General features: G+C 56.3%; 27 protein-coding genes and 1 pseudogene. 22 read left to right on the top strand and 6 right to left on the bottom strand.

Annotated features, from left to right (window positions below; all coding sequences use genetic code 11):
* Nucleotides 1-95 precede the first annotated feature (95 nt).
* Nucleotides 96-1001: an O-acetylserine/cysteine exporter gene (eamA, locus tag QMN93_RS07635; RefSeq protein ID WP_193139270.1), complete on the top strand. Its 906-nt coding sequence runs from the start codon at nt 96-98 to the stop codon at nt 999-1001.
* 32 nt (nt 1002-1033) lie between these two features.
* Here eamA and marB read toward each other — a convergent pair whose 3' ends face one another.
* The 3 genes from marB to marR are packed head-to-tail and all read right to left on the bottom strand — an operon-like array spanning nt 1034 to nt 2120.
* Nucleotides 1034-1252, bottom strand: coding sequence for a multiple antibiotic resistance protein MarB (gene marB / locus QMN93_RS07630; RefSeq protein ID WP_029741246.1), 219 nt, complete (start codon nt 1250-1252; stop codon nt 1034-1036).
* Between the two features lie 32 nt (nt 1253-1284).
* Nucleotides 1285-1665: an MDR efflux pump AcrAB transcriptional activator MarA gene (gene marA, locus QMN93_RS07625; RefSeq protein WP_008502237.1), complete on the bottom strand. Its 381-nt coding sequence runs from the start codon at nt 1663-1665 to the stop codon at nt 1285-1287.
* Between the two features lie 20 nt (nt 1666-1685).
* Complete coding sequence (gene marR / locus QMN93_RS07620) at nt 1686-2120, bottom strand: multiple antibiotic resistance transcriptional regulator MarR (RefSeq protein ID WP_008502236.1); 435 nt, start codon at nt 2118-2120, stop codon at nt 1686-1688.
* Between the two features lie 255 nt (nt 2121-2375).
* On the opposite strand from marR, the gene QMN93_RS07615 reads away from it, so the two are divergent.
* Entirely contained in the window at nt 2376-3041 is a 666-nt protein-coding gene (locus QMN93_RS07615; RefSeq protein ID WP_023311775.1) for a MarC family NAAT transporter, read from the top strand.
* A gap of 85 nt (nt 3042-3126) precedes the next feature.
* Here the strand turns inward: QMN93_RS07615 and QMN93_RS07610 are convergent, their stop codons facing one another.
* Nucleotides 3127-4323, bottom strand: coding sequence for a sugar transporter (locus tag QMN93_RS07610; RefSeq protein WP_193139272.1), 1197 nt, complete (start codon nt 4321-4323; stop codon nt 3127-3129).
* Nucleotides 4324-4500: 177 nt separating this feature from the next.
* Here QMN93_RS07610 and QMN93_RS07605 point away from each other — a divergent pair, with 177 nt between their 5' ends.
* The 3 genes from QMN93_RS07605 (at nt 4501) to QMN93_RS07595 (ending at nt 6674) form a co-directional block, all read left to right on the top strand.
* Nucleotides 4501-5289, top strand: a complete 789-nt coding sequence (locus QMN93_RS07605; RefSeq protein ID WP_069302821.1) for a PhzF family phenazine biosynthesis protein — start codon at nt 4501-4503, stop codon at nt 5287-5289.
* Between the two features lie 26 nt (nt 5290-5315).
* Entirely contained in the window at nt 5316-6107 is a 792-nt protein-coding gene (locus tag QMN93_RS07600; RefSeq protein WP_182383555.1) for a PhzF family phenazine biosynthesis protein, read from the top strand.
* An 84-nt stretch (nt 6108-6191) separates the two neighbouring features.
* Complete coding sequence (locus tag QMN93_RS07595; RefSeq protein ID WP_047653295.1) at nt 6192-6674, top strand: GNAT family N-acetyltransferase; 483 nt, start codon at nt 6192-6194, stop codon at nt 6672-6674.
* Here the strand turns inward: QMN93_RS07595 and QMN93_RS07590 are convergent.
* A complete protein-coding gene (locus QMN93_RS07590; RefSeq protein ID WP_193139273.1) occupies nt 6628-7506 on the bottom strand; it encodes a LysR family transcriptional regulator in 879 nt (292 codons plus the stop codon). The two genes, QMN93_RS07595 and QMN93_RS07590, sit on opposite strands and share 47 nt — an antisense overlap.
* A 98-nt stretch (nt 7507-7604) precedes the next feature.
* Here QMN93_RS07590 and sad point away from each other — a divergent pair, with 98 nt between their 5' ends.
* From sad to QMN93_RS07545, 9 genes and pseudogenes are all read left to right on the top strand, one after another.
* Complete coding sequence (gene sad, locus QMN93_RS07585; RefSeq protein WP_182383556.1) at nt 7605-8993, top strand: succinate-semialdehyde dehydrogenase; 1389 nt, start codon at nt 7605-7607, stop codon at nt 8991-8993.
* 122 nt (nt 8994-9115) lie between these two features.
* The gene (locus tag QMN93_RS07580; protein ID WP_182383557.1) at nt 9116-10705 is read left to right on the top strand and encodes a methyl-accepting chemotaxis protein; all 1590 of its coding nucleotides are present in this window, start codon (nt 9116-9118) and stop codon (nt 10703-10705) included.
* Nucleotides 10706-10767: 62 nt separating this feature from the next.
* Nucleotides 10768-11694, top strand: a complete 927-nt coding sequence (glsB, locus tag QMN93_RS07575) for a glutaminase B (RefSeq protein ID WP_069302825.1) — start codon at nt 10768-10770, stop codon at nt 11692-11694.
* A complete protein-coding gene (locus QMN93_RS07570; RefSeq protein ID WP_182383558.1) occupies nt 11694-12050 on the top strand; it encodes a DUF4186 domain-containing protein in 357 nt (118 codons plus the stop codon). Before glsB ends, QMN93_RS07570 begins: the two co-directional genes overlap by 1 nt.
* Nucleotides 12051-12163: 113 nt before the next feature.
* The gene (locus QMN93_RS07565; protein ID WP_182383559.1) at nt 12164-13603 is read left to right on the top strand and encodes a GGDEF domain-containing protein; all 1440 of its coding nucleotides are present in this window, start codon (nt 12164-12166) and stop codon (nt 13601-13603) included.
* Nucleotides 13604-13722: 119 nt separating this feature from the next.
* Nucleotides 13723-14689, top strand: a pseudogene (locus QMN93_RS07560) (sensor domain-containing diguanylate cyclase).
* Between the two features lie 82 nt (nt 14690-14771).
* Entirely contained in the window at nt 14772-15299 is a 528-nt protein-coding gene (locus QMN93_RS07555) for a GNAT family N-acetyltransferase (RefSeq protein ID WP_193139275.1), read from the top strand.
* A 117-nt stretch (nt 15300-15416) separates the two neighbouring features.
* Complete coding sequence (locus QMN93_RS07550; RefSeq protein WP_193139277.1) at nt 15417-16868, top strand: tagaturonate reductase; 1452 nt, start codon at nt 15417-15419, stop codon at nt 16866-16868.
* Between the two features lie 200 nt (nt 16869-17068).
* The gene (locus tag QMN93_RS07545; RefSeq protein ID WP_069302828.1) at nt 17069-17983 is read left to right on the top strand and encodes a bestrophin family protein; all 915 of its coding nucleotides are present in this window, start codon (nt 17069-17071) and stop codon (nt 17981-17983) included.
* On the opposite strand, the gene QMN93_RS07540 is transcribed toward QMN93_RS07545, so the two are convergent.
* Nucleotides 17971-18519: a GNAT family N-acetyltransferase gene (locus QMN93_RS07540; RefSeq protein ID WP_064672502.1), complete on the bottom strand. Its 549-nt coding sequence runs from the start codon at nt 18517-18519 to the stop codon at nt 17971-17973. The two genes, QMN93_RS07545 and QMN93_RS07540, sit on opposite strands and share 13 nt — an antisense overlap.
* Before the next feature lie 231 nt (nt 18520-18750).
* On the opposite strand from QMN93_RS07540, the gene QMN93_RS07535 reads away from it, so the two are divergent.
* From QMN93_RS07535 to QMN93_RS07500, 8 genes are all read left to right on the top strand, one after another.
* Nucleotides 18751-19254, top strand: coding sequence for a hypothetical protein (locus QMN93_RS07535; protein WP_226852638.1), 504 nt, complete (start codon nt 18751-18753; stop codon nt 19252-19254).
* Entirely contained in the window at nt 19254-19841 is a 588-nt protein-coding gene (locus QMN93_RS07530) for a hypothetical protein (protein ID WP_193139279.1), read from the top strand. The genes QMN93_RS07535 and QMN93_RS07530 overlap by 1 nt, the downstream gene beginning before the upstream one ends.
* A 9-nt stretch (nt 19842-19850) precedes the next feature.
* The gene (locus QMN93_RS07525; protein WP_182383562.1) at nt 19851-20321 is read left to right on the top strand and encodes a GNAT family N-acetyltransferase; all 471 of its coding nucleotides are present in this window, start codon (nt 19851-19853) and stop codon (nt 20319-20321) included.
* 12 nt (nt 20322-20333) lie between these two features.
* Nucleotides 20334-20774: a GNAT family N-acetyltransferase gene (locus tag QMN93_RS07520; RefSeq protein WP_033145551.1), complete on the top strand. Its 441-nt coding sequence runs from the start codon at nt 20334-20336 to the stop codon at nt 20772-20774.
* Nucleotides 20775-20919: 145 nt separating this feature from the next.
* Nucleotides 20920-21915, top strand: a complete 996-nt coding sequence (locus QMN93_RS07515) for an alpha/beta fold hydrolase (protein WP_182383563.1) — start codon at nt 20920-20922, stop codon at nt 21913-21915.
* Nucleotides 21916-21959: 44 nt separating this feature from the next.
* Complete coding sequence (locus tag QMN93_RS07510) at nt 21960-22700, top strand: response regulator (protein ID WP_033145553.1); 741 nt, start codon at nt 21960-21962, stop codon at nt 22698-22700.
* Nucleotides 22697-23995: an ATP-binding protein gene (locus QMN93_RS07505; RefSeq protein WP_182383564.1), complete on the top strand. Its 1299-nt coding sequence runs from the start codon at nt 22697-22699 to the stop codon at nt 23993-23995. The genes QMN93_RS07510 and QMN93_RS07505 overlap by 4 nt, the downstream gene beginning before the upstream one ends.
* A 135-nt stretch (nt 23996-24130) precedes the next feature.
* Nucleotides 24131-25321, top strand: a complete 1191-nt coding sequence (locus tag QMN93_RS07500) for a cytochrome c biogenesis protein/redoxin (RefSeq protein ID WP_182383565.1) — start codon at nt 24131-24133, stop codon at nt 25319-25321.
* Nucleotides 25322-25323 lie beyond the last annotated feature (2 nt).

Genomic DNA, 25323 nt, shown 5'->3' with positions numbered 1-25323 from the left:
TTAGCCTGACTGCCAGAATTAATGATCTTCTCGCCGCGCGCTTTTTTCTGTTAACTTGAAGTGTTAACAAATAATTAATAATTCAGGGGCAGGGTATGACGCGTAAAGACGGGCTGCTGGCGTTGCTGGTGGTCGTAGTATGGGGGCTGAATTTTGTGGTCATCAAGCTGGGGTTACACAACATGCCGCCGCTGATGCTGGCCGGTTTGCGTTTTCTGCTGGTCGCATTCCCGGCCATCTTCTTTGTGGCGCGTCCAAAGATCCCCTTTAAACTGCTGCTGGGCTATGGCCTGACCATTAGCTTTGGCCAGTTCGCGTTTCTCTTCTGCGCCATCAAGTTTGGCATGCCGGCCGGTCTGGCCTCGCTGGTGCTGCAGGCGCAGGCGTTCTTTACCATTATTCTCGGCGCCTTCGTGTTTGGCGAACGTTTACAGGGAAAACAGCTGGCGGGCATTACGCTGGCGGTGTTTGGCGTGCTGGTGCTTATTGAAGCCAGCCTGAACGGCCAGGATGTGGCGCTGCTCGGCTTTATGCTGACGCTGGCGGCGGGGCTGAGCTGGGCCTGCGGGAATATCTTCAACAAGCTGATTATGCAGCACGAGGCGCGCCCGGCGGTGATGTCTCTGGTGGTCTGGAGCGCGCTGATCCCGATAATCCCGTTTCTGGCGGCGTCGTTTATTCTGGATGGTCCGGATGTAATGCTGAACAGTCTGGTCGAAATCGATCTGACCACAATCCTTTCTCTTGTCTATCTGGCCTTTGTCGCCACCATTGTGGGCTACGGGATTTGGGGATCGCTGCTGGGGCGTTATGAAACCTGGCGCGTGGCGCCGTTATCCCTGCTGGTGCCGGTGGTGGGGCTTGCCAGTGCGGCACTCTTGCTGGATGAAACGCTGAGCGCGCTGCAGCTGCTTGGCGCCGTGCTGATCATGGCCGGGCTGTACATTAACGTGTTTGGTCTGCGGGTTCGTCGGGCGACGCGGGTAAGCGAAAAGGCATAAAAAAAGCCCCGCGTCTGCGGGGCAAAAACGAATCAGAGGCCGTGCTGATTATAATAAGGCACGCCTAATTCGTCGGATTTGTCGCTACCAGCACCCATATGGTTAAAGTCATAAGGCGACTGGTCATGTGCTGACGGCAAAATCATCGTATCAGGATTATTTTGCTGCGTTGCACGAGGGGTTTGCTCCGCGAAGGTCTGGCTGGAGAACAGCACCAGCAAGGCGAGGGCGGCGGAGGCGGTAACTTTCATGATTTCCTCGGTTACGTCTTTACAGGCGATGATTAACTACAGTGTTTTAACGGATACAGGTATCGGGATTCGCCCGGCACGCTGGTGATTCGGTACTTATGAGGCGGCACGTCAAAATAGTTCTTGAACGTACGCGTCAGGGTTTGTTGCGATTCAAATCCGTAACGCTCCGCCAGATAAAGGATCGGCTCATTGCTTTCTTTCAGTTTCTGGGCAATTTCCGTCAGCTTGCGGCTGCGAATGTATTGGCCTAATGAATGACCGGTCTCTTTTTTGAACATCCGTTGCAGGTGCCATTTGGAGTAACCTGAACGCTCTGACACTTTTTCAAGGGAGAGCGGCGATTCCAGGTTATCTTCGATCCAGTCCAAAATGCTATGAATGGTGATAGCGTCAGTATTGCGTCTGGACATCGTCATACCTCTTTTTCTGTTTACGGCAGTATTTTTTTGAGCAGAAGCTCAAGGGTTGCCACTTCATCTGCCGTTAAGTTTTTTGTTAGTTCCTGATGCAGTGTTTGTCCTACTAATTGATGACATTGCTCGCACATGGCCGCGCCATCGCTGGTCAGCTTCACCAGTACGCCGCGTTTGTCATTCGGGTTAGGGCTTCGTTCTATCCATCCTTTGCAGACGAGACGATCCAGCATGCGGGTTAACGCGCCCAGATCGACAGAGAGCACCTTTTTAAGCTCAACCGGTGTAATACACACTTCGCAGCGAATGGAACACAGCACTTTGAACTGTGTTGCGGTGATATCCAGCGGTGACAGATAGTCGTTGAGCAGGCGATCTTTTTTCTGATTTACCATATGAATAAGACGACCCAGCGGAACAACGTCGTTAAAGATATCACTGGTGCTTTTCACAATGGTTGCCCTGGCAAGTAGTTAGTCACGGCAGATATTATTGCTCAGGCAAGTATAAGTCAACTGAATGAGTCAGCCGATGCCACGAATTGCTAAAACGTTTCATGAACTTTTTTTGAGGTCTTTCAAATCATATAGATAACTGTCAGTTATCTTTCCAGGACGGAAATAATCGTTGCGTTGCACCCATGGCTCAATGTCACACTTTCACCCTATAATTGCTGTGTTAAATATGGATAAGGACGACAACGCACTATGTTGGATTTAATAAAAGCAATCAGCCTTGGGCTGGTGGTCTTGCTGCCGTTGGCTAACCCGTTAACGACGGTGGCGCTGTTCCTCGGGCTGGCAGGGAATATGAACAGCGCCGAGCGCAACCATCAGTCGATGATGGCCTCGGTGTATGTGTTTGCCATCATGATGGTGGCTTACTATGCCGGACAGGTGGTGATGAACACCTTCGGGATTTCCATCCCCGGCCTGCGTATCGCCGGGGGGCTGATTGTGGCCTTTATCGGTTTCCGCATGCTGTTCCCGGCGCAAAAAGCGCATGAGTCGCCGGAAGCGGCCAGCAAATCGGAAGAGCTGGAAACCGAGCCGAGTGCGAATATCGCCTTTGTACCGATTGCCATGCCGAGCACGGCGGGGCCGGGTACGATCGCGATGATCATCAGCTCCGCATCAACGGTGCGTGACAGCGCAACCTTCCCGGACTGGGTGCTGACGGTTGCGCCACCGCTGATTTTTGCGATTATCGGGGTTATCGTGTGGGCGTCGCTGCGCAGTTCTGGGGCCATTATGCGCTGGGTAGGCAAGGGCGGTATCGAGGCGATTTCCCGTCTGATGGGCTTCCTGCTGGTCTGTATGGGCGTGCAGTTTATTATTAACGGCGTGCTGGAAATTATTAAAACCTATCATTGATGTGATTGCCCGGCGGCGCTTCGCTTGCCCGGGCCTGCGGGTTTTGTAGGCCGGGTAAGGCGAAGCCGCCACCCGGCAAGAGGGCTCACCCGTGCTGACCCTGTTCCTCCAGCGCCACCGGCCATTTACGGAAGATGAGCACTGACCAGACCAGCGCCACCAGGGCCGGAATGGCGCCCAGATAGCCAATCGCCGACATTGATACGTGCAGTATTACCTGATTTCCCACCAGCGCGCCCGCGCCAATCCCCAGATTGAAAATCCCTGAGAACAGCGACATGGCGACGTCCGTTGCATCCGGCGCCAGGGCCAGGACCTTCACCTGCATGCCCAGACCAATAATCATGATCGCCACGCCCCAGAACAGGCTGAGGATCGCCAGTTGGCTCTCACTGCCTGCGGCAGGCATCAGCAGCAGCAGGCAGGCCAGCAGCAGACCGATAGCGCAGCTCACCAGCGTCGACGCATGCCGATTACCCAGCTTACCGAACAGCACGCTGCCAATAATGCCCGCTCCGCCGAGGATCAACAGCAGGACGGTGGCAAAGTTGGCGCTAAAGCCCGCCGCCACCTGCACAAAGGGTTCAATGTAGCTGTATGCCGTGTAATGGGCCGTCACCACAATGACGGTAAGCAGGTAGATACCCAGCAGCGCCGGGCGACGCATCAGCAGCGGCAGGCTTTTCAGCGAGCCGGAATGTTCGCTCGGCAGCGCGGGCAGCAGCTTAATCAGGCATACCAGCGTAACCAGCGCGCCCATACCAATGGCGAAGAATGTCGTACGCCAGCCGAAGTATTGCCCTACGATGCGGCCAATCGGCAGACCCAGCACCATCGCCAGTGCGGTACCGGTGGCAATCAGGCTCAGCGCCTGGGCGCGTTTACCCGCTGGCGCGAGTCGAATAGCCAGCGACGCGGTGATCGACCAGAACACCGCATGGGCAAAGGCAATGCCGATTCGGCTGATGACCAGCACCGTAAAATTCCACGCCATAAACGACAGAACATGGCTGGCGATGAACAGCACAAACAGGCCGATCAGCAGCCTGCGCCGCTCCATCTGGCTGGTCAGCAGCATAAACGGCAAGGACATCAGCGCCACAACCCAGGCGTAGATGGTCAACATAATGCCCACCTGCGCCGTTTCCATCTGGAAACTTTCAGCGATGTCAGACAACAGCCCAACCGGAACAAATTCTGTGGTGTTAAAAATAAACGCGGCGATGGCCAGCGTGACCACGCGTAGCCACGCAACCCTGCGGGAAACTGTGTTCGTTGTCATAGGGATGTCGGAGATTCGTTGCTGAAAAGAAGAGGAGACGATCTTAAAACGTCGAACGGCGAAAACTCAACCATTATGTGACGCAGATCTCAATATTTACCTTATGAAAGCGGTAGCCGGGAACGCCGTTTTCATTGAATATAAAAGAACAACACAATAAAAACAGGCGGTAAGACAATGCAGGAGATTGATTTTTATCTGGTAGATGCGTTCAGCGACACCTCGTTTGGCGGCAATCCGGCCGCCGTTTGCCCGCTCAAGGAATGGTTACCCGATGAGACCTTGCTGAAAATGGCGCAGCAGCATAATCAGTCGGAAACGGCTTTTTTCGTCTGCAGTAAAGGGGGCATTGAGCTACGCTGGTTTACCACGCTTACCGAAGTCAATCTCTGCGGCCACGCTACGCTGGCGGCCGCGCACGTGCTGTTTACCGAGCTGGATTACCCGGATTCGCGGATCCACTTTGAAACCGCCTCTGGCCGCCTCACCGTCAGCCGGGAGGGGGAGTGGATGACGCTGGATTTCCCGGCATGTCCAACCCATGAAGAGACACCCCCGCCGGAGATGCTCTCGGCGCTGGGTATCAGCCGCTACGTTGAAGCCCGTAAAGGGCGCGCATGGCTGATCGTTCTGGAAAATCGCCAGCAGGTTGAAGCGCTTGCGCCGCGCTTCTCGGTGATGACGCCGGGCGAGCATAAGGTGAGCGTTACGGCGCGCGGTGAGGGGAAATATGATTTTGTCAGCCGCTTTTTCTCACCGGGCGTTTCCGTCCCGGAAGACCCGGTCACCGGCTCCGCGCACACCATGCTGATCCCCTACTGGAGTGAAAAGCTGGGCAAAACCACGATGTTTGCCCGTCAGGTTTCAGCGCGCGGCGGCGATGTGCGCTGTGAGCTGAAAGGTTCGCGCGTGCTGATGAGCGGGCAGGCCACGCTTTATCTGAAAGGCACAGTTTTTCTGCGCTAAAACCCATAACAAGAGAGGAAGAGACAATGCAGGAAATTGATTTTTATCTGGTGGATGCCTTCAGCGATAAAACCTTTGGCGGCAACGCCGCAGCGGTATGTCCTCTGGAAGAATGGCTGCCGGACGAAACGCTGCTCAAAATGGCGCAACAGCATAACCAGTCTGAGACCGCCTTTTTCGTGCGCACCGACGGCGGGTTTGAGCTGCGCTGGTTCACCACGCTGGATGAAATTAACCTGTGCGGTCACGCTACGCTTGCCGCATCGCACGTCATTTTCGAATACCTTGATTATCCGCATACCGAAATCACCTTCACCACGCGCTTCGTGGGCGAGCTGACCGTCAAGCGCAGCGGCGACTGGCTGACGCTGAACTTCCCCGCGTGGTCGACGGAAATCGTCGAAAACCCACCTGAGCTGCTGTTTAGCGCGCTGGGCATCACGGTGGCAAAAGAGGTGCGCGTCGGACGCGATTTCATGGTGGTGCTGGAGAGCCAGCAGCAGGTTGAAGCGTTAACGCCGGATATTGGGGCCATGCTTCCGCTGGATAAAATGGTCTGCGTGACGGCGCCGGGAGAAGAATATGACTTCGTCAGCCGCTTCTTCTGCCCTGGCGAAGGGGTGCCGGAAGATCCCGTCACCGGATCCGCCCACAGCATGCTGATCCCTTACTGGAGCGAAAAGCTGGGCAAAATGTCACTCAATGCCCGCCAGGTGTCATACCGTGGCGGGGATCTGCGCTGCGAGCTGAAGGGCGACCGCGTGCTGATTGGCGGCCAGGCTACGCTGTACCTGAAAGGGCGAATCTTCCTGCGCTAGCTGAGTGACGCGCTATAAGTTAATACTATGAACCACTCCGGCAGGCCTGAGCTATGTTGATATAAAAACAGCAAGGTGCCTGCCATGTATTCCATTACCTCTGAATCTGCACGTCATCCGGACATTCTCACGCTGATCGCGGCGCTTGACCGCTACCAGAGCGAACTCTATCCCGCCGAAAGCAACCATCTGCTCGACCTGTCCGCGCTGCCGGAAGCCTCGCTGATCCTGATGGTCATTCGTGACCAGCAGCTGCACGCCGTAGGCTGCGGAGCCATCGTGCTCAACGGCGACGGAACGGGGGAGATGAAGCGGGTCTATATCGATCCGGCCCATCGCGGGCAGCATCTCGGCGAGACGCTGCTGGCCGCCCTGGAAGATGAAGCCCTGAGCCGCCATTGCCACACGGTAAGGCTGGAGACGGGCATCAAACAGCGCGCCGCGGTTCGCCTGTACGAGCAATGCGGGTACGATTTGCGTCCGGCGTTTGCCCCGTACGCTGACGATCCGCTCAGCCTGTTTATGGAGAAGGCGCTGGTTGAAGACGTTCGTTTAGCAGCGCTATAAAGGCTTCCAGCTGGCGGGTCATCGCCCCGCGCCGCCACACCAGCCAGGTAGTGAGCCAGCGCCAGTTTTCCGCCAGCGGCCAGGCTTCAACCTGATGATGTCCCGGCATACTCTCCAGCATCGAGCGCGGCATCAGCGCGATGCCAGCGCCCGCAATGACGCAGGCGAGCATGCCGTGATAGGACTCCATCTCATGAATGCGGCCGGGCGTGGCTCTGTCCGCATGAAACCAGCTTTCCAGATGTCGACGGTACGAGCAGTTCGCGCGAAAAGCGTAAACGTCGCTGCCGCTGACCTGCGTGGCGCGGGCGACCTCCGCGTGCCCGGCTGGCGTGACCAGCAGCATCTCTTCCCGGTAGACCGGCATCCCCTCCAGCTCCGGGTGCGACAGCGGCCCGTCGACAAAGGCGGCGCTGAGGGTTCCCTCCAGCACGCCATCAATCATCGTCCCGGAAGGCCCGGTAGATAGGGCAAACTGGATGCGCGGATAGCGCTGGTTAAACTGCGCCAGCGTTTCGGGAATGCGCACCGCGGCGGTGCTTTCCAGCGCGCCGAGGGCAAATAGCCCCTGCGGCTCATCACCCGCGACGACCATGCGCGCTTCATCCACCAGGGCGAGGATCTGCCTGCTGTAGCGCAGAAAGTTATGTCCGGCGGGGGATAAGCGCAAACGCTGGTTCTCACGAATAAACAGCTCGACGCCAAGATCGGCTTCCAGCTGGCGGATGCGGGTCGTCAGGTTAGACGGCACGCGATGCACCTTCTGCGCCGCCTGGGTGATGCTGCCCGTCAGCGCGACGGCGTTAAACATTTCAAGCTGGGTTAAGTCCATGGCATTCTCGTTTCGTGAATAAGGTGGTTAGTATTATTCATTTTTAAGAAATAGCAGAGTGAGCCACAATGAATCAACCGAAATGCGTGGAGAACATCATGAAATATTCATCTGCTACACATGCCCTGTCCGTTAACCCGGCAACGGGAGAAACCCTCGCTGCGTATCCCTGGGCGACACCGGAAGAGGTTGAACGCGCGATTGCTCAGTCTGACGCGGGGTATCGCCAGTGGCGACGCGAAAGCGTGTCCCAACGGGCGCAGAAGCTCCGGGATCTCGGCGCCGCGCTGCGAAACCGCGCGGAAGAGATGGCGCAGACGATCTCCCGTGAAATGGGGAAACCCATCCTGCAGGCGCGGGCGGAAGTGGCAAAATCCGCAGCTCTGTGCGACTGGTATGCCGGGCACGGCCCGGCGATGCTGCGTGCGGAGCCTACGCTGGTGGAAAACCACAGCGCGGTTATTGAATACCGTCCGCTGGGGCCGATTCTCGCGGTAATGCCCTGGAACTTCCCGCTCTGGCAGGTGCTGCGCGGCGCGGTGCCGATCCTGCTGGCAGGTAACAGCTATCTGCTTAAGCATGCGCCAAACGTGCTCGGCTCTGCGGAACTTATTGCGCAGATCTTTGCGGATGCCGGTTTCCCTGAAGGCGTATTCGGCTGGGTGAACGCCACCAATGACGGCGTAAGCCTGGCGATTAACGATCGCCGTATTGCGGCCGTGACCGTCACCGGCAGCGTGCGTGCCGGTGCGGCCATTGGCGCGCAGGCAGGAGCCGCGCTGAAAAAATGCGTTCTTGAGCTGGGCGGCTCCGACCCGTTTATCGTCCTTAACGATGCCGACCTGGATCTAGCCGTGAAGGCGGCGGTGGCGGGTCGCTACCAGAATACCGGGCAGGTGTGCGCGGCGGCCAAACGTTTTATCGTCGAGGAGGGTATCGCAGAGACCTTTACCCGGCGTTTTGTCGAGGCCGTTTCTGCGCTGAAACTCGGTGCACCGGATCGGGAAGAGAACTTTATTGGCCCGATGGCGCGTTATGACCTGCGCGATGAGCTGCATCAGCAGGTGCAGGCCACCCTGGCCGAAGGGGCAACGCTGCTGCTGGGCGGAGAGAAAATCAGCGGAGAGGGCAATTACTACGCGCCAACCGTGCTGGCCAACGTTACCCCGTCGATGACGGCGTTCCGCCAGGAACTGTTTGGTCCGGTCGCGGCCGTGACTGTCGCAAAAGACGCGGAGCACGCTCTGGCGCTTGCCAACGACAGCGACTTTGGCCTGTCCGCCACCGTCTTTACCGCTGACGCGGCGCTTGCGGATAAATTCTCCCGCGAACTGGAGTGCGGCGGGGTGTTTATCAACGGCTTTAGCGCCAGCGACGCGCGCGTGGCGTTCGGCGGCGTGAAGAAAAGCGGCTTTGGCCGCGAGCTTTCCCACTTTGGTTTGCACGAGTTCTGCAACGTGCAGACGGTGTGGAAGGATCGGGTGTAATTTATTGCCCGCCTGTGATTACGGCCCTCATCACGAGGGCCGTTGTCATTTATCTGCAATGGTTCTGTCATTTTCATTTCGTAGACTCGCTCGCGTCTAACGCATTGTTAATGAAGATAATTATGAACCTAACGCAAATTTTTCGCCGTATTGCGCAGCGTCTCACCCCTCGTCACTTTGGCCTGCTGACGGGTATCTTTTGCATTATTGGCCTTTTCTCCGCGCTGCAGCTCTCCTCCTCATTCCTGCTTAACGCCTCCCTGAACGACGCCCAGCGCAACGAGCAGCAAAACCTGCTGGCCTGGCAGCAGCAGAGCAAGCTGGATCTGGCCCGCGTTTCCCTGCTGGCGGCAAGCGACCTGCTTAACCGCTCCGGCGTCTGGTTTATGCAGGATAAAGAGACCGGCTCCGACGGGAGCTGGCATAGCCTGATGGACGATGCGCAAAAGGCGCTGGCGGTTTCTCAGCAGGCGTGGAAGGCCTGGCTGGCGCTGAATCCGCCGAAAGACGATGCCCTGGTGAACAGCTATCAGCTTTTCTACGGCGCGATCAACGAGCAGGCTGAAGGTTTGATTAAGACCAACACCATCGACGCTTTTTTTGCCGTACCGGCCCAGGCGTTTCAGTCTGATTTTAACGACAACTATGCGCGCTATCAGCAGGCAAGCGAGAAGCAGGCCATGCAGGGGCGTCAGAGCCTAATGGCGCAGCTCTCCGGCCTGCAAACGTTGTTCCTGTTTGCGCCGGTGCTGCTGCTTGCCATCGCGGTTGTCGTCTGGTTCGGCATGTCCAGATGGGTGATTACGCCGCTGCGTCGGTTGATTGCGCATATTAACCGGCTGGCGGCAGGGGATCTCTCCGGCACGCCGCCGGACGTCATGCGCTTTAACCGGGAGATAGGTCAGCTTAGCGACAGTATTGCGACGATGCAGCACGGTCTGCAGCAGCTGGTGACGCAGGTCAGCCATGCCACCGCGACGATGGTGGAGAACATTGACTCCCTTGCGCAGGGTAACCAGAAGCTGTATCAGCAGTCAGCGCGCCAGGCGAAAGAGCTTGAGGATGTGACGGCGCATATTGCGGCGCTGGAAAGCCATGTGGAAGGGAATACCGGCTATGCCAGGCTTGCCAGCTCGCGGGCCGATGAAGCGCGTCAGGCCGCCGTGGGGGGCGACCGGATGATGTCGACCGTGAATGCGTCCATGCAGGCGATCGTCGACCGATCTTCTGAGATGCGCGGGATCGTGGCGATGATCGACAGCGTGGCGTTTCAGACCAACATCCTGGCGCTGAATGCCGCCATCGAGGCGGCCCATGCCGGAAATCAGGGGCGCGGTTTTGCCGTCGTCGCCAGGGAAGTCGGGCTTCTGGCCAGAAAAAGCAGCCACTCGACGCAGACCATTCAGGAGCTGATCAACCGCTCGCTGCAGGGCATTGAAGACGGTTCCCGCGCCGTTACCCTGATGGAAGAGAATCTGCAGCAGGTCACCGGCCTGGTGGGCAATTTAAGCAGTTTGCTTAATGAGATCTCAACCGCCACGCTCAGCCAGGGAGACAGTATTCACCAGATGACGCGCCAGCTTCAGGCGCTGAATCAGGTCTCCCGGCAGACGGACCTGCTGGTCTCTGACGCCTCGGATGCCTCTGAGCGGCTGCAAAAGCAATCCGATCTTTTATTGCAGGCCGTTTCGCGTTTTCGTCTTAGCGCCTGACGCAATACATAAGCCTCTGTTATACTCGCAGCCCGTTTTAGCCTGAGGGCAAGGAGCAAAGTGTGGCTGCGGTCATCCATAATGAGATGTTGGACGAGATTCTGGCGCAGGTTCGTCCGTTAATTGGAAAGGGGAAGGTTGCCGACTATATTCCGGCCCTTGCCTCGGTGAGCGGGAACAAGCTGGGGATTGCTATCTGTACCATTGACGGACAGCGATACCAGGCAGGCGATGCGGCTGAGCGTTTTTCCATTCAGTCCATTTCGAAAGTGCTGAGTCTGGTTGCGGCGATGCGCCAGTATGAAGAAGAAGAGATCTGGCAGCGTGTCGGTAAAGATCCTTCCGGCCAGCCTTTTAACTCGCTGCTTCAGCTCGAGATTGAACAGGGTAAACCGCGAAATCCCTTTATCAATGCCGGGGCGCTGGTGGTCTGCGATATGCTGCAAAGTCGCCTCAGCGCACCGCGCCAGCGAATGCTGGAGATTGTTCGCCAGCTCTCGGGCGTTGACGATATTGCCTATGATGCGGTGGTGGCACGCTCGGAGTTTGAACACTCCGCCCGTAACGCGGCTATCGCGTGGCTGATGAAATCCTTCGGTAATTTCCACAACGACGTGGCGACCGTGCTGCAAAACTACTTCCATTACTGCGCCATCAAAATGAGCTGCGTTGAGCTGGCCCAGACGTTCCTGTTCCTTGCGCACCAGGGGCACGCGCCGCATCTCGATCAGGAGGTGGTTTCTCCGCTTCAGGCCCGGCAGGTTAACGCGCTGATGGCCACCAGCGGGATGTATCAAAACGCCGGTGAGTTTGCCTGGCGCGTTGGCCTTCCGGCTAAATCGGGCGTTGGCGGCGGGGTCGTGGCGATTGTGCCGCATGAAATGGCGATAGCCGTCTGGAGCCCGGAACTGGATGAAACGGGAAATTCGCTTGCCGGCGTGGCGGTTCTGGAGAAACTGACCCAGCGCCTGGGACGTTCCGTATACTGATGTCCGATCTGGATCCTCTCTTTTCCCGCCTGGCGCGATCGACATTTCGCTCGCGCTTTCGCTTAGGCGATAAGGAACGACAGTACTGCTGGGACAAAGGCCCCGAAACCATTGATCGGCACGCCGCGGATTTTGTCGAAAAGCGCCTTGCGCCCGCGCACCCCGCAAACGACGGTAAGCAGACGCCCATGCGCGGTCACCCGGTGTTTATCGCCCAGCATGCCACCGCCACCTGTTGCCGGGGCTGTCTGGCAAAATGGCATAACATTCCACAGGGCGTAACGCTCACGGCGCCGCAACAAAATTATATCGTCAGCGTCATCCACTACTGGCTGGTGCTGCAGATGAACGCCTAAATTTGACGAGTTATGCTCCCGTGGTATTTGTGTTATAGATGCATCCCAAGTTAGTCCCGATCATGCTGACGACCGCAATAATTGCCATAAGCTTTCATATGGAATGATATTTAATGCGTTCTGCTCTTACCGCTTTCAGGCCGTTCCAGGTTGATACGCCGCTGCGAAATGCAGCGACGATCTTCATCCTCACCACCTTATTCTATTTTGTGGGCGCGGAATTACGGCTCGTTGAGGCCCTGTCGCTGTTCTGGCCGCTGAATGGCGTCATGGCAGGGATTTTCGCCCGCTATGTTTACCTGAATCGCCTGCATTACTACGCGGTATGTTATGTCGCGATGCTGTTGTACGACGCGGTAACGACCAACTGGGGTATGGCCTCCGTGTTGATTAACCTGTCAAACATGATCTTTATCGTCGTCGTCGCCGTGCTGGTTCAGCGCGACAAGCGGCTGATGAAGAAAACCCCCGATCCGCTTAACGCGCTACGCCTGTTTAACTACTGTCTGATTGCCGCGCTGCTTTGCGCCTTGCTCGGCGCGGTAGGGTCGGTCGGGATTGACAGTCATACCTTCTGGCCGCTATTTGCCGACTGGTTTAGCGAGCAGTTCTCAACCGGCGTGCTTGTTGTGCCCTGTATGCTCACGTTACGCATGCCAGGGCGTGAGCTCAGGCTACGTCTGGAGCAGCTGCTGCCGGTAATTGCGCTGATCGTCTCGGTGATCGCGTCGGTGGTGATTGGCGGAGCGGGGAGCCTCTCCTTTCCTCTGCCTGCGCTTATCTGGTGTGCGGTTCGCTACTCGCTGCCCGCCACCTGTCTGCTGACGTTTATCACGGGGGCCACTGAAATCATTCTGGTCGCCAACTCGATTATTAATATCGCCGTGGCGACGCCGTTTACGACGCCAATGATGTTTTCAGCCCGGCTGGGGATCGCCACGATGGCGATCTGCCCGGTGATGGTTTCCGTCAGCATGGCGGCGATTAATTCCCTGATCCGCCAGGTTTCACTGAGGGCGGATTATGACTTTTTAACGCACGTCTATTCGCGTTCCGGGCTTTATGAGGCGTTAAAGCATGAAGAGACGTACCGGCACACGCGTTTTCTGACCGTCATGCTGCTGGATATTGATTATTTCAAGAGCATTAATGATAACTACGGCCACGAGTGCGGAGACCGCGTGCTGGCGTCGTTTGCCCGACAGGTGCAGCAGGTCGTCGGCGAAAACGGCATGGTGGCGCGCATGGGCGGGGAAGAGTTCGCCGTGGTGGTCAATTCAGGCGACGCGCAGCACGGTTTTGAACTGGCTGAACGTATCCGATCCACCGTTGCCGGTCATCCTTTTACATGGCGTCACCAGACGCTCTATCTGACGGTCAGCATTGGCCTCGGCAGCGGAAAGGCTGAGTCCTGGCAGCTGACCGAGGTCTTCAACAAGCTCATGGCCGAAGCGGACGATCATCTCTATCGTTCAAAAAAAGCGGGTCGAAACCGTACCAGCGCCCGGGTGGCGGACGAGCAGATTGCCGCGCCCTCCGGGAGTGAAACATAGCTGCGTTAATCGTCATAAGGCATTGACGTGAATAGTAAGCGGCTTAACAGGATGTCAGAACACTGACAATGTCTCTGTTTAAGCTACGCTTTTAGTAACGCTTTACGTCAGGAGACATTATGAAAGCACCTGCAACCCCTGAAAATGAAACAGACAGACTCAACTCGCTACGAGAATCAGGTCTGCTTGAGATCGACAGTTCCCCGGCGTTTGACCGCTTAACGCGTCTGGCAAAACGCTTCTTCCAGGTGCCGCTGGCGATGGTCAATCATCATTGATGAGCATTCGCTGATCGTTAAGTCGGCCGACGGTCAGGCGCCCGGCAGCGTTCCGCGCAATATCTCATTTTGCGGGCATACGATCCTCACCGAAGCGCCGCTGGTAGTGGGGGATATGCTTCAGGACGATCGCTTTGCGGATAACCCGCTGGTGGCCGGTGAGCCTCGCGTGCGTTTTTACGCGGGCTTCCCGCTGCGCCTGCGCGACGGCGCAAGCGTTGGCTCGCTGTGCCTGATTGATTACGCTCCCCGCGAGTTTTCTGCCGCCGACCTCGCCGTGCTGGGGGACCTTGGCGCGCTGGCGGAAGATGAATTTGCTGCCATCAGCGCGGCGACCACGGATGAATTAACCGGGTTATTCAACCGTCGGGGCTTTAATCAGCTCGTGCGGTTCACGCTTTCCGTTGCCCGGCGTCGCGCTGAGCCGCTCACGCTCGGCTGGCTGGATTTGGATCGCTTTAAGGAAATTAACGATCGCTTCGGGCATGAAGAGGGGGATAAGGCGCTGAAAGCGATGGCGCAGCTAATGCGCGCCTCTTTCCGCGAAGCGGATCTGCTGGTTCGTTTTGGCGGGGACGAGTTTGCCGTGCTGTTCGCGGATACAGATGAGCAGGGCGCCTGGATTGCCATGCAGTATCTTGCCGAGCAGGTAGAAAACTATAACGCCCGCAAGCTACATCCCTGGTCGCTCCATTTCTCGTGGGGGCTCAGTGAATTCGATCATAACGGCAACGACCTGCAGCAGTGGTTAAAAGAGGCCGATGAAAAGATGTATGCCATGAAACAGCAGCGACAGCGCTCCCGGTAACATAACAAAAGCGTATGTCCGATCCGTTTGCGTTAAGAAGATGTTAAATGCACAGTGACGGTATTCAACGTAAGGAAAAACAATGAATACCTCACTGCAAATCAAAAACCTCACCCGAGACGACATTCTCACCCATCTTGATGCGCTGGCCGGGATCCTCGAAAACTGTGTGAACGGCGGGGCATCCGTCAGGTTTATGCTTCCCTTTAGTCTGGATAAAGCTCGTTCGTTCTGGCGCGGCATCGCTGAAAGCGTAGGGCGCAACGAGCGTCTGGTGCTGGCCTGTGTCGACCCGCAGGACGGCGTCATCGGTACGGTGCAGCTGATCGTCGACCAGCCGGAAAACCAGCCGCATCGCGCCGATGTGGCGAAGCTGCTGGTTCACGAGAAAGCCCGCCGCAAAGGTGCCGCGATGGCCTTGATGGAAGCGCTTGAAGCGGAGGCCCGGGCCAGAGATATTTCGGTTCTGGTGCTCGATACCTCCACCGGCAGCGGCGCCGAGACGTTCTACCAGCGTGCCGGCTGGCAAAAGGTGGGGGAGATCCCGCGCTATGCCCTGATGCCGGACGGCGCCATGACGGCCACGTCCGTGTTCTATAAGTTCTTATGATTATTTTGTACAACTACGCCGTCCATTGATCAAAACAGGGTTTCTGGTCGTTAAGTTTTGATAAGTTATCGGACCAATCTTATCAGGCTGTATGACTAATCATAAAGGAACCCTCTTGTGAACACGCTCAACCGTCGTGATTTTCCCGGTGCTCAATACCCGGAACGCATTATTCAGTTTGGTGAAGGCAACTTCCTGCGTGCGTTTGTCGACTGGCAAATTGACCTGCTAAATGAACATACCGATCTTAACGCCGGTGTGGTTATCGTCCGTCCTATTCAGAGCGACTTCCCGCCGTCGCTGAACACTCAGGATGGTCTCTATACCACTATCATTCGCGGCCTGAACGGGCAGGGTAAAGCGGTGAGTGAGAGCCGTCTTATCCGCTCGGTTAACCGGGAGATCGACGTCTACGGCCAGTATGATGCGTTCCTGAAACTGGCGCACAATCCGGACATGCGCTTTGTTTTCTCGAACACCACCGAAGCGGGTATCAGCTACAACGCGGGTGACCGATTCGCCGATGCCCCTGCGGTGAGCTACCCGGCGAAGCTGACGCGACTGCTGTTTGAGCGTTATAGCCACTTCAACGGTGCAGCGGATAAAGGTTGGATCATCATTCCGTGCGAGCTGATTGACTACAACGGTGATGCGCTGCGCGAACTTGTCCTGCGCTATGCCCGGGAGTGGGCGCTGCCTGCCGCCTTTATCCAGTGGCTTAACGAGGCAAACAGCTTCTGCTCGACGCTGGTTGACCGTATCGTGACCGGTTACCCGCGCGACGAAGCGGCCACGCTGGAGGCTGAGCTGGGTTATCACGATGGTTTCCTGGATACGGCTGAACATTTCTATCTGTTCGTTATCCAGGGGCCGGCATCCCTTGCGCAGGAACTCCGTCTGGATAAGTACCCGTTGAATGTGCTGATTGTCGACGACATCAGGCCGTACAAAGAGCGCAAAGTCGCTATCCTGAACGGCGCGCATACGGCGCTGGTGCCGGTGGCATTCCAGGCTGGGTTAGAGACGGTAGGCGAGGCGATGAATGATGCAGAGATCTGCGCGTTTGTCGAAAAAGCGATTTATCAGGAGATCATTCCGGTCCTCGATCTGCCGCGTGACGAGCTGGAATCTTTTGCCAGCGCGGTAACAGGGCGTTTTCGCAACCCTTATATCAGACACCAGCTGCTTTCCATTGCGCTTAACGGCATGACCAAATACCGCACCCGCATTCTGCCGCAGCTGCTAGCAGGACATAAGGCAAGCGGACAATTGCCTGCACGTCTGACGTTCGCGCTGGCTGCACTGATAGCGTTTTATCGCGGGGAGCGTAACGGGGAAAACTACCCGGTGCAGGATGATGCATTCTGGCTGGAACGTTATCAACAGCTGTGGGCGCAGCATCGCGACCAGCAGTTGAGCACCCGTGAGCTGGTGCAGGCCGTACTGAGCGTGAGCGAGCACTGGGAACTGGATCTCACGCAGGTCTCCGGGCTTGTCGACCAGGTCACCCTGGATCTTGACGCCATTCTCCTGAAGGGAATGCGCGCAGCGGTGAAACCCCTGTGCTAATGACGTCACCCGGCTTCGGCCGGGTTTAATTACACCTTATTTTAGTTACAACATACTATATGCTCTTTTTTTAAAAGCGCATGCAGCACCGTGCGGTTATCGCTAAGCAGGTCATAAAATTCAATGTCCCGTTAACATGCTTGCAACCGTGAGGGAGATCACGTTTAATAGCCACGCTCTTTTCCTTCCTGAAACTCACTATGATTGTTCGTCCTAAACAGCACTGGCTACAACTGATTTTTGTCTGGCACGGCTCGGTACTTCCCAAAATTTACACCCGACTGCTGCTGAACTTCCTGCTTTCAATCGCCGTTATCCTGATGCTGCCGTGGTATACCTCGCTGGGTATCAAATTTACCGTGGCGCCATTTAGCATTCTCGGCGTGGCGATCGCTATCTTTCTCGGTTTCAGAAACAACGCCTGTTATTCGCGCTACGTTGAGGCTCGCCTGCTTTGGGGGCAGTTGATGATAGCGGCACGCTCGCTGTTTCGCGAGGTGAAAAACACCTTGCCTGACGATAAGCACCTGGGGGAATTTGTCCGCCTGCAGATAGCTTTTGCCAACTGCCTGCGCATGACCCTCCGCCGGGACCTGAACGCCGAACAGCTCTCTCGCTATCTTGCTCCGGACGATTTACGTCACGTGATGAGCGCCAACTCGCCGGCGAACCGCATTTTACTGATTATGGGGGAGTGGCTGGCCGTGCGGCGGCGTAACGGCCAGCTTTCAGACATCCTGTTCCACAGCCTGAACAACCGTCTGAACGATATGTCCATCGTCCTCTCCGGCTGCGAGCGCATTGCGACAACGCCGGTGCCGTTTGCCTATACGCTGATTTTGCACCGCACGGTCTATCTGTTCTGCATCATGCTGCCGTTCGCGCTGGTTGTAGATCTGCACTACATGACGCCGTTTGTCTCGGCGCTGATCTCCTACACCTTTATCTCGCTGGACACCCTGGCGGAAGAGCTGGAAGACCCGTTCGGCACAGAAGATAACGATCTGCCGCTGGACGCCATCTGCAACATGATGGAACGCGATCTGCTGCAGATGAACGATGAAGAGAACATTCCTGAAAGGCTGATGCCGGATAAGCATTATCAGCTGACCTGACGGGCGTTCCATTCGTCGCGGGTAATCTCCCACAGTTCGGAATCCAGCATGCCGCTGACGTAGGCTTTTTGTTCCGTTCTGATAAGCCGCATGCCGCTACTGTCTGAAATACGCCGGGAGCGGCTGTTGGCGGCGGCTTTCGGAGCGCGTAACACGGGTTTGTTTAGGGTATTGAACCAGTAATCCGTCGCGGCAATGCTGGCCTCGCGCATGTATCCCTGGCCCTGAAACTCCGGGGCCAACCAGAATCCACGGTTGTTATCTTCAACGTCATACAAACAGATAATACCCATCAACTCATCCGGCACCTCGCGACGACGGATGCTCCAGAACCAGGCGATCCCTTTTGCCATATCCGGCAGCGCCACGTTGTTGACATAGTTTTCCGCGCCGTTATCCGGGTAGGGCCAGGGCACGGAAGAGACCATATAGCGGACGATCTCCCAGCGCGGATAACGCTTTTGTATCTGGGCCGCATCTTCGGCAACCAGCGGTTTTAGCAATAAGCGTTCTGTCGTGAGCGTCGGTATCGTCATCCGCGGATCTCCATATTTAAGCGTTATTCTTTTGTTTGTGTTCTGGTATTTTCACTTCTACCACATTCTATTTAGTTGCGTTGAAACTTATTTACTACCAAAATTTTGCTCTGCATAGCGCTCGATTACCGTCAGATTAGTTGGGTTAACTTACCCATCCACATAAGGAGTAATGTATGGTTTTGCCTGGAATGGGTAGCGATTGGCTACGCAGGAACCCTTGCGACCGGGTTGCAATGCGTTAACGGCCTTTATCGTATCTATGATTTGGTTGAAAACGGTGGCGGTAATGTTGCCTGGCTCGATACGCAAGAATGGTACGTCGCCACCTCAACTTCACTGGATGTAATTTCGTTAGCAAGTGCAGGAGGGGCGCTAAAAGAAGCAGTTACCACCTGGCGTGCAATGAAATCTATATCTTCCTTGAAAGCCACTGAGTGGTTAAAAAGTTATCCTCGTCAGGATCGCGCTCGTTTGACCGAATTGATAATTCGCGCGCAAAACCCCGGTATAAGCAACAAGGAAATTAAGGCACTTATACGCGCTGGTCTTTATCCGAAACGATTTCCAACCGGGCCTGTTCAGGTAGAGCTCACTCGACAACTTGGGCAAGTGGTTACAAGTGCCGCAGCATTGGCCGGGAGTGCTGTGAGTGGCGTTATTGCAGCGCCCAGTAATTTACCACGGACCGGTAAATACATTATCGGTACCATTCAGTCACTGGCGGTATTCTGATGAAGTTTTTGAGTTTTTTAACCGGACGGGTTTTCCAGGATCTCCTGCAGCATGGCAAAGAGATAGAGGATGCTATTGGTCAGCGTGATACCCGTCTCTTGAATTATTCCACGCCAGAGCTGGAACAGTATTTTTCGCGTCCTCTCAGCGAGCTTCCGCGTCAAAATCCTTATCCGGTAGCGGTGCTGTTACCTCTGTTTTTAGTGGCGTTTGCGTTAAACCTTCTGCCTTTTCTCAGCGGGTTGCAGGGGTTATCACCTTTACATCATGCATTGAGCTTTTTCGTACCATCATTGACGATGACAGGCGCGCTCATTGTGATAAGCGTACTCCTGGCTCGTGGGAAGACGTCGGGATTGTTGGGGTTTAGGGCGTTGTTCATCATTCTGCTGATAACGACCCTCGTTCAGGTTTTACATATCCTGCTTTCGCATAACGGAGGCCTTTGGCCGCTGGTCATCGCATCCTTCGCACTGTTATTTTGTCGGGTGGTGATGAACAGCAGCGGCTTTGTGCTGTTTGCGCTCTATTGTCGTACTCAGCGTCTTGCCAGACTGGCACGGGAAATGCGACTAAAAAGCCGTTAAAGAGGGGTTATGACTTTACGAAAAGCTAAGCCACAGGAAGCCGAAATACTCTGGAATATTCGCAATCAGGCGATTCGTCACGGCTGTAAAACCAGTTACGACGCTGACGTCATTGCGCGCTGGACGCCGGATCTCATGCCCGAACGCTATCGGCAGATGGTCATTGAATACCCTTTTTACGTGGTGGAAGATGAAACGGGCGACGTTGCGGCGACCGGCTATCTGGATCTGGATACCCACTGTCTGGAGGCGATATTCACCTTGCCCGCGGCCTTCGGTAAAGGCATGGCGACCCGAATTATCGAGGCGCTCAAAAATGAAGCCCGTAGCCGGGGGATAACCCGCCTGAGGCTGGATGCAACCCCTAATGCCCAGTCGTTTTATCAGAAGCTGGGGTTTGTCACGCTGCGCGAAAACTATCATCACTCGCGTATGGCTGGGGCTGATTTACGCTGTTTTGAAATGGCGATCGACTTGTAATGTGAGGAACACATGGCTGTCACGGTAAGACCTCTACGTGAAGACGATTATTCCCAATGGCGACCGCTGTGGGATGGCTATACCCATTTTTATGACTGTTACCTCGAGGAATCCGTCACCGCATCGACATGGGAAAGGGCGCTCTCAGCGCATTCCTCGATGTTTTGCCGCGTGGTAGAAACGGATGAAAAGGTCATCGGTTTCGCGATGTGCATTCTGCACGAAGGAACCTGGTCAACGGCCCCCGTTTGCTACCTGGAAGATCTGTTTGTTGATGCCGACGAACGCGGGGCGGGAGCCGGTAAGGCGCTCATTGATGCTCTGATTGAGGAAGGCAAGCGCGAAGGGTGGTCAAAACTGTACTGGGTCACCCGGGAGAATAACCCGGCGCGAAAACTTTATGACAAATACGGTCAAGCCGACGATTACGTCCGCTATCGCATCACCCTTTAAGGCGACAAGGCCTGGGTTTGTATCACACTGTATCTGCATCGCTGGTACATACACAGGCTTACATTAAACCCGCTTTCGCACATATCCGCTATACATTGCCGTGTTGTTATATCCCCGTGAACTGTACTCAACCGGAGATACCAACATGTTTAGCAAACTCGCGTACTCAACTCTCGCACTGACCGTTTCTCTTGGCACCGTGATGTCCTGTCAGGCTGAAGTCACCGGCACAAATTTCGCGGCAGCCTTTGATCATCCACAGCAAATTAACGCCGGCGATCTGAATGTCGGTTATGTCGACATCGGCCCGAAAAACGGCCAGCCGGTTATTTTACTGCACGGCTGGCCTTACGATATTCACAGCTACGCCGACGTCGCCCCCGCGCTGGCGGCAAAAGGCTATCGGGTGATTGTGCCTTCTCTGCGCGGCTACGGCACCACGCGCTTCCTGTCACCCAAAACGCCGCGCAACGGCCAGCCTTCAGCCATGGCGAAAGATATTGTGAACCTGATGGATGCCCTGAATATTAAGCAGGCGGTATTTGCAGGATATGACTGGGGCGCTCGTACGGCGGATATCGTTGCGGCGCTGTGGCCAGAGCGCGTTAAGTCACTGGTGTCGGTGAGCGGGTATCTCATCAGCAGCCAGCAGATTGGCAAACAGCCGCTGCCGCCAAAAGCGGAACAGCAGTGGTGGTATCAGTTCTATTTCGCTACCGCGCGCGGTGCTGAAGGCTATGCCAAAAACACGCATGACTTCGCCCGTTTGATCTGGTCTCAGGCCTCGCCTGACTGGAAATTTAGCGATGCTGTCTTCAACGCCAGCGCCAAATCCCTCGATAACCCGGATCACGTCGCGGTGACGCTCAGCAACTATCGCTGGCGTTTAGGGCTGGAAAAAGGCGAGCGCAAATACGATAGCTACGAGCAAAAACTCGCTACGCTGCCGAATATCACCGTTCCAACGATCACCATCGAAGGCGGGAACAACGGTGCGCCGCATCCGGCTCCGCAGGCCTATGCGGGTAAATTTACCGGTAAATATGAGCACCGCACCTTCGGGAAAACCGTGGGGCACAATCCGCCTCAGGAAGATCCGCAGGATTTCGTCAAGGCCGTCGTTGACGCGGACAAGCTCTGAAATGTGCTATTTTCAGTACGTTACCCTTCGGTCTGGAGATTTCGGTGGAGCATATTGATCATATCCTTGTCGTCGATGACGACAGGGATATTCGTGAACTGATTGTCGATTATCTCGTTAAGTCTGGCTATCGCGCGACGGGCGCGGCCAACGGCAAAGAGATGCGCGTCGTGCTGGATAAACAGCATATCGACCTGGTTGTGCTGGATGTCATGATGCCCGGCGACGACGGGCTTACGTTATGTCGAGAGCTACGCGTCGGGAAATACAAAGATCTGCCCATTCTGATGCTGACGGCGCGCAACGAGGAGACGGACAGGATCCTGGGTCTGGAGATGGGCGCGGATGACTACGTGGTGAAGCCGTTTGTCGCCCGGGAACTGCTGGCGCGTATCAAAGCGATTTTACGACGTTTTCGCACGATGCCGCCCAATTTGCAGGTGACAGAAGCCGGGCGGCTGGTGATGTTCGGTGAATGGCAACTCGATACCGTTGCCCGTCACTTAATCGATCCGGAAGGGGTGATCGTCGCGCTCAGCGGGGCGGAGTATCGCCTGCTGCGCGTTTTCCTTGACCATCCTCAGCGTGTGCTGACCCGCGATCAGCTGCTCAACCTGACGCAGGGGCGAGACGCCGAGCTGTTTGAACGTTCTATCGACCTGCTGGTTAGCCGGGTTCGTCAGCGCCTGAACGAAGACGCCCGCACGCCCGCCTATATCAAGACCGTGCGCAGCGAGGGCTACGTTTTTACCATGCCGGTGACCATCAAAGAGGCTAACGAATGACGCTCTGGCCGCGCTCGCTGCTGGCCCGCCTGCTGCTCGTCGTGCTGTCCGGCCTGCTGCTGGCCAACGCCCTGAGCCTGACGCTGGTCATGATTGAACGAATGCACAGCGCCAGAACGGTGATGCTCGGTAATCTGGAAAACGACGTCGCAACCAGCGTCGCCATTTTAGACCGCTTACCGGCCAGCGAGCGCGCGGCCTGGCTTTCGCGCCTCGAACGGGGCAATTACCGTTATATTCTGGGACCGGGAGAGCCCGGCAACGCGCCGACGGATAAGCGTTCGCAGGACGCCATCCGAACCTTAAAAGCGACGCTTGCGTCACAGTACCCGCTCAGCTTCACCGCCGTTCCCGGTGCCGTTTCACACATCCAGGCGCATCTGACGTTACGCGACGGCGCGCCGCTGACCATTGACCTGATCCCACGCATGCCGCCGGTCGCCAGCTGGCTGCCCGTAGTGCTGATCCTGCAGCTGCTGTTGCTGGCTGCATGCGGCTGGATTGCCGTGCGGCAGGTGGTGCGGCCTTTTTCACAATTTACCCGCGCGGTGGATTCGCTGGATCCGGCGGCCAGCACGCCAATGACGGAGAAAGGGCCGCTTGAGGTGAAGCGTGCAGCGCATGCCTTCAACGCGATGCAGGCGCGCATTCAGTCTTATCTCCGGGAGCGCGCGCAGATCCTGGCGTCCATTTCTCACGATCTTCAGACGCCGATTACCCGCATGAAGCTGCGCGTCGAGATGGCAGGGGAACCTGAACTTCGCGACAAGCTCCTGAACGATCTCGATAGCATGACGCGTCTTGTTCGCGAGGGTATAGCGTATGCCCGGTCATCAGAATCCCTGGAAGAGACCCCGCTGAAGCTGGAGCTGAACGCCTGGGTCAACAGCATCGCCTGCGATTATCAGGACATCGGTAAAAACGTGCAGCTTCAGGCAAACGATACCCGCTTGCCGATCGTTACGCGTCCGCAGGCGCTTCGTCGGGTGATGACCAACCTGCTGGATAACGCCCTTAAGTTCGGTGGGTATGCCGTTATTGCCATTGATAATTCGTCTTCCGAAGAGGTGGTGATTCATATCACTGACGGCGGACCGGGAATACCCGATGACGAGCTTGAGGCGGTATTACAGCCGTTTTACCGGGTGGAAACATCGCGCAACCGCGATACCGGCGGAACAGGACTCGGACTGGCGATTGCCGCGCAGCTCACCGCTCAGCTGGAAGGAAAGCTCAACCTGACGAACCGTGCCGAAGGCGGACTGGATGTCTCCATTACGCTACCGCACCGTTAATTGTACGGCTTTGTATCTCCCGGCCCGGGTGATACAAAGCCAGACAAAACCTGCTTTTTTACACATATCCTGAACACATCCGCACGATGAAATAGCCTCACTGCAGCGTCGCAGGACTTGTATTGTGAGGTATCTATGTTTCTGGTAATCGCTTTTCTGGGCGGGATGATAAGCCTGCTCAGTCCATGTACTCTCCCGGTTATTCCGCTCCTGTTCGCCGGTTTTCAGGGACAGCGACGACATATTCTGGCCCTGCTCGCGGGGATGATCGTGATGTTCACCCTGGTGGCGATGGCCGTCACCGTCGCCAGCGAGTGGATCGCAGAGGCAACCATCGTCGGGCGCTGGATCGCTCTCGTTATTCTGGCCACGGCCGCGCTGGCCTTAATTTTTCCGTCATTCGCCCAGCGTATTGCGGGCCCGGCCGTCAGCGCGGGAAATGTCCTGAACACCCGAAGCGGGCAAACGCGCGGTCTGGCATCGGCTTTTCTGGCCGGGCTTGCGGTGGGGCTGCTCTGGTCTCCCTGCGCCGGTCCCATACTGGGCGCCATTTTCAGCATTAATATCGCGGGCAATTCGGCAATTACGACGGGCGCACTGCTGGCGGCCTACGGCAGCGGATGCGCGCTAATGCTGAGCCTGCTCGTTTCAGGAGGCCGCACGCTGATGGCGCCGTTAAGAGCAAAATCGGCGCTGATGGAAAAGCTGCGGCAGGGGGCGGGCGTAGCGATGCTGGCGGCTGTCGTATTCAACGCGACGGGAATGACTTCGCTTCTGACAGGAGCAAACGGCTTTGCGGACCGTCTGGAGGCAACACTCCTGACGCTGGCGAAACCCACAGCCGCGCCGGTGAAGCTCCAGCCGGTCGTGATGACAGAGCCCAGCAGCCAGCTGCCTTCATTAAGCGGGGGGACAGGGTGGATTAACGGTGACCCTGTCACGTCTGAATCCCTGCGAGGGAAGGTGGTGTTGATTGATTTCTGGACCTGGGATTGCATTAACTGTCAGCATACGCTCCCGCACGTGCGGGACTGGGCCACGAAGTATCAGTCTCAGGGGCTGGTCGTGATTGGGGTTCACACCCCGGAATATCCCTGGGAAAAGCCGCTTTCGTCGGTAAAAACCGCGGTGGAGAAATGGCAGCTGCCGTATCGGGTTGTGACGGATAACAACTATCAAATCTGGAACGCTTTCGGGAACCAGTACTGGCCAGCGCATTACTATTTCGATGCCAAAGGCCAGCTACGTTATACCGCCTTTGGCGAAGGAGATTATGCGCAGCAGGAAAAGGTCATCCAGCAGCTGCTGAAAGAAGCCAGGTCATAACC

The organism is Enterobacter sp. R-1.6.2, assembly GCF_035064085.1.
Lineage (GTDB): Bacteria > Pseudomonadota > Gammaproteobacteria > Enterobacterales > Enterobacteriaceae > Enterobacter > Enterobacter asburiae_B.
Note: the sequence above shows the minus strand (reverse complement) of the source record. Positions and strands in the feature narration are given on the sequence as shown.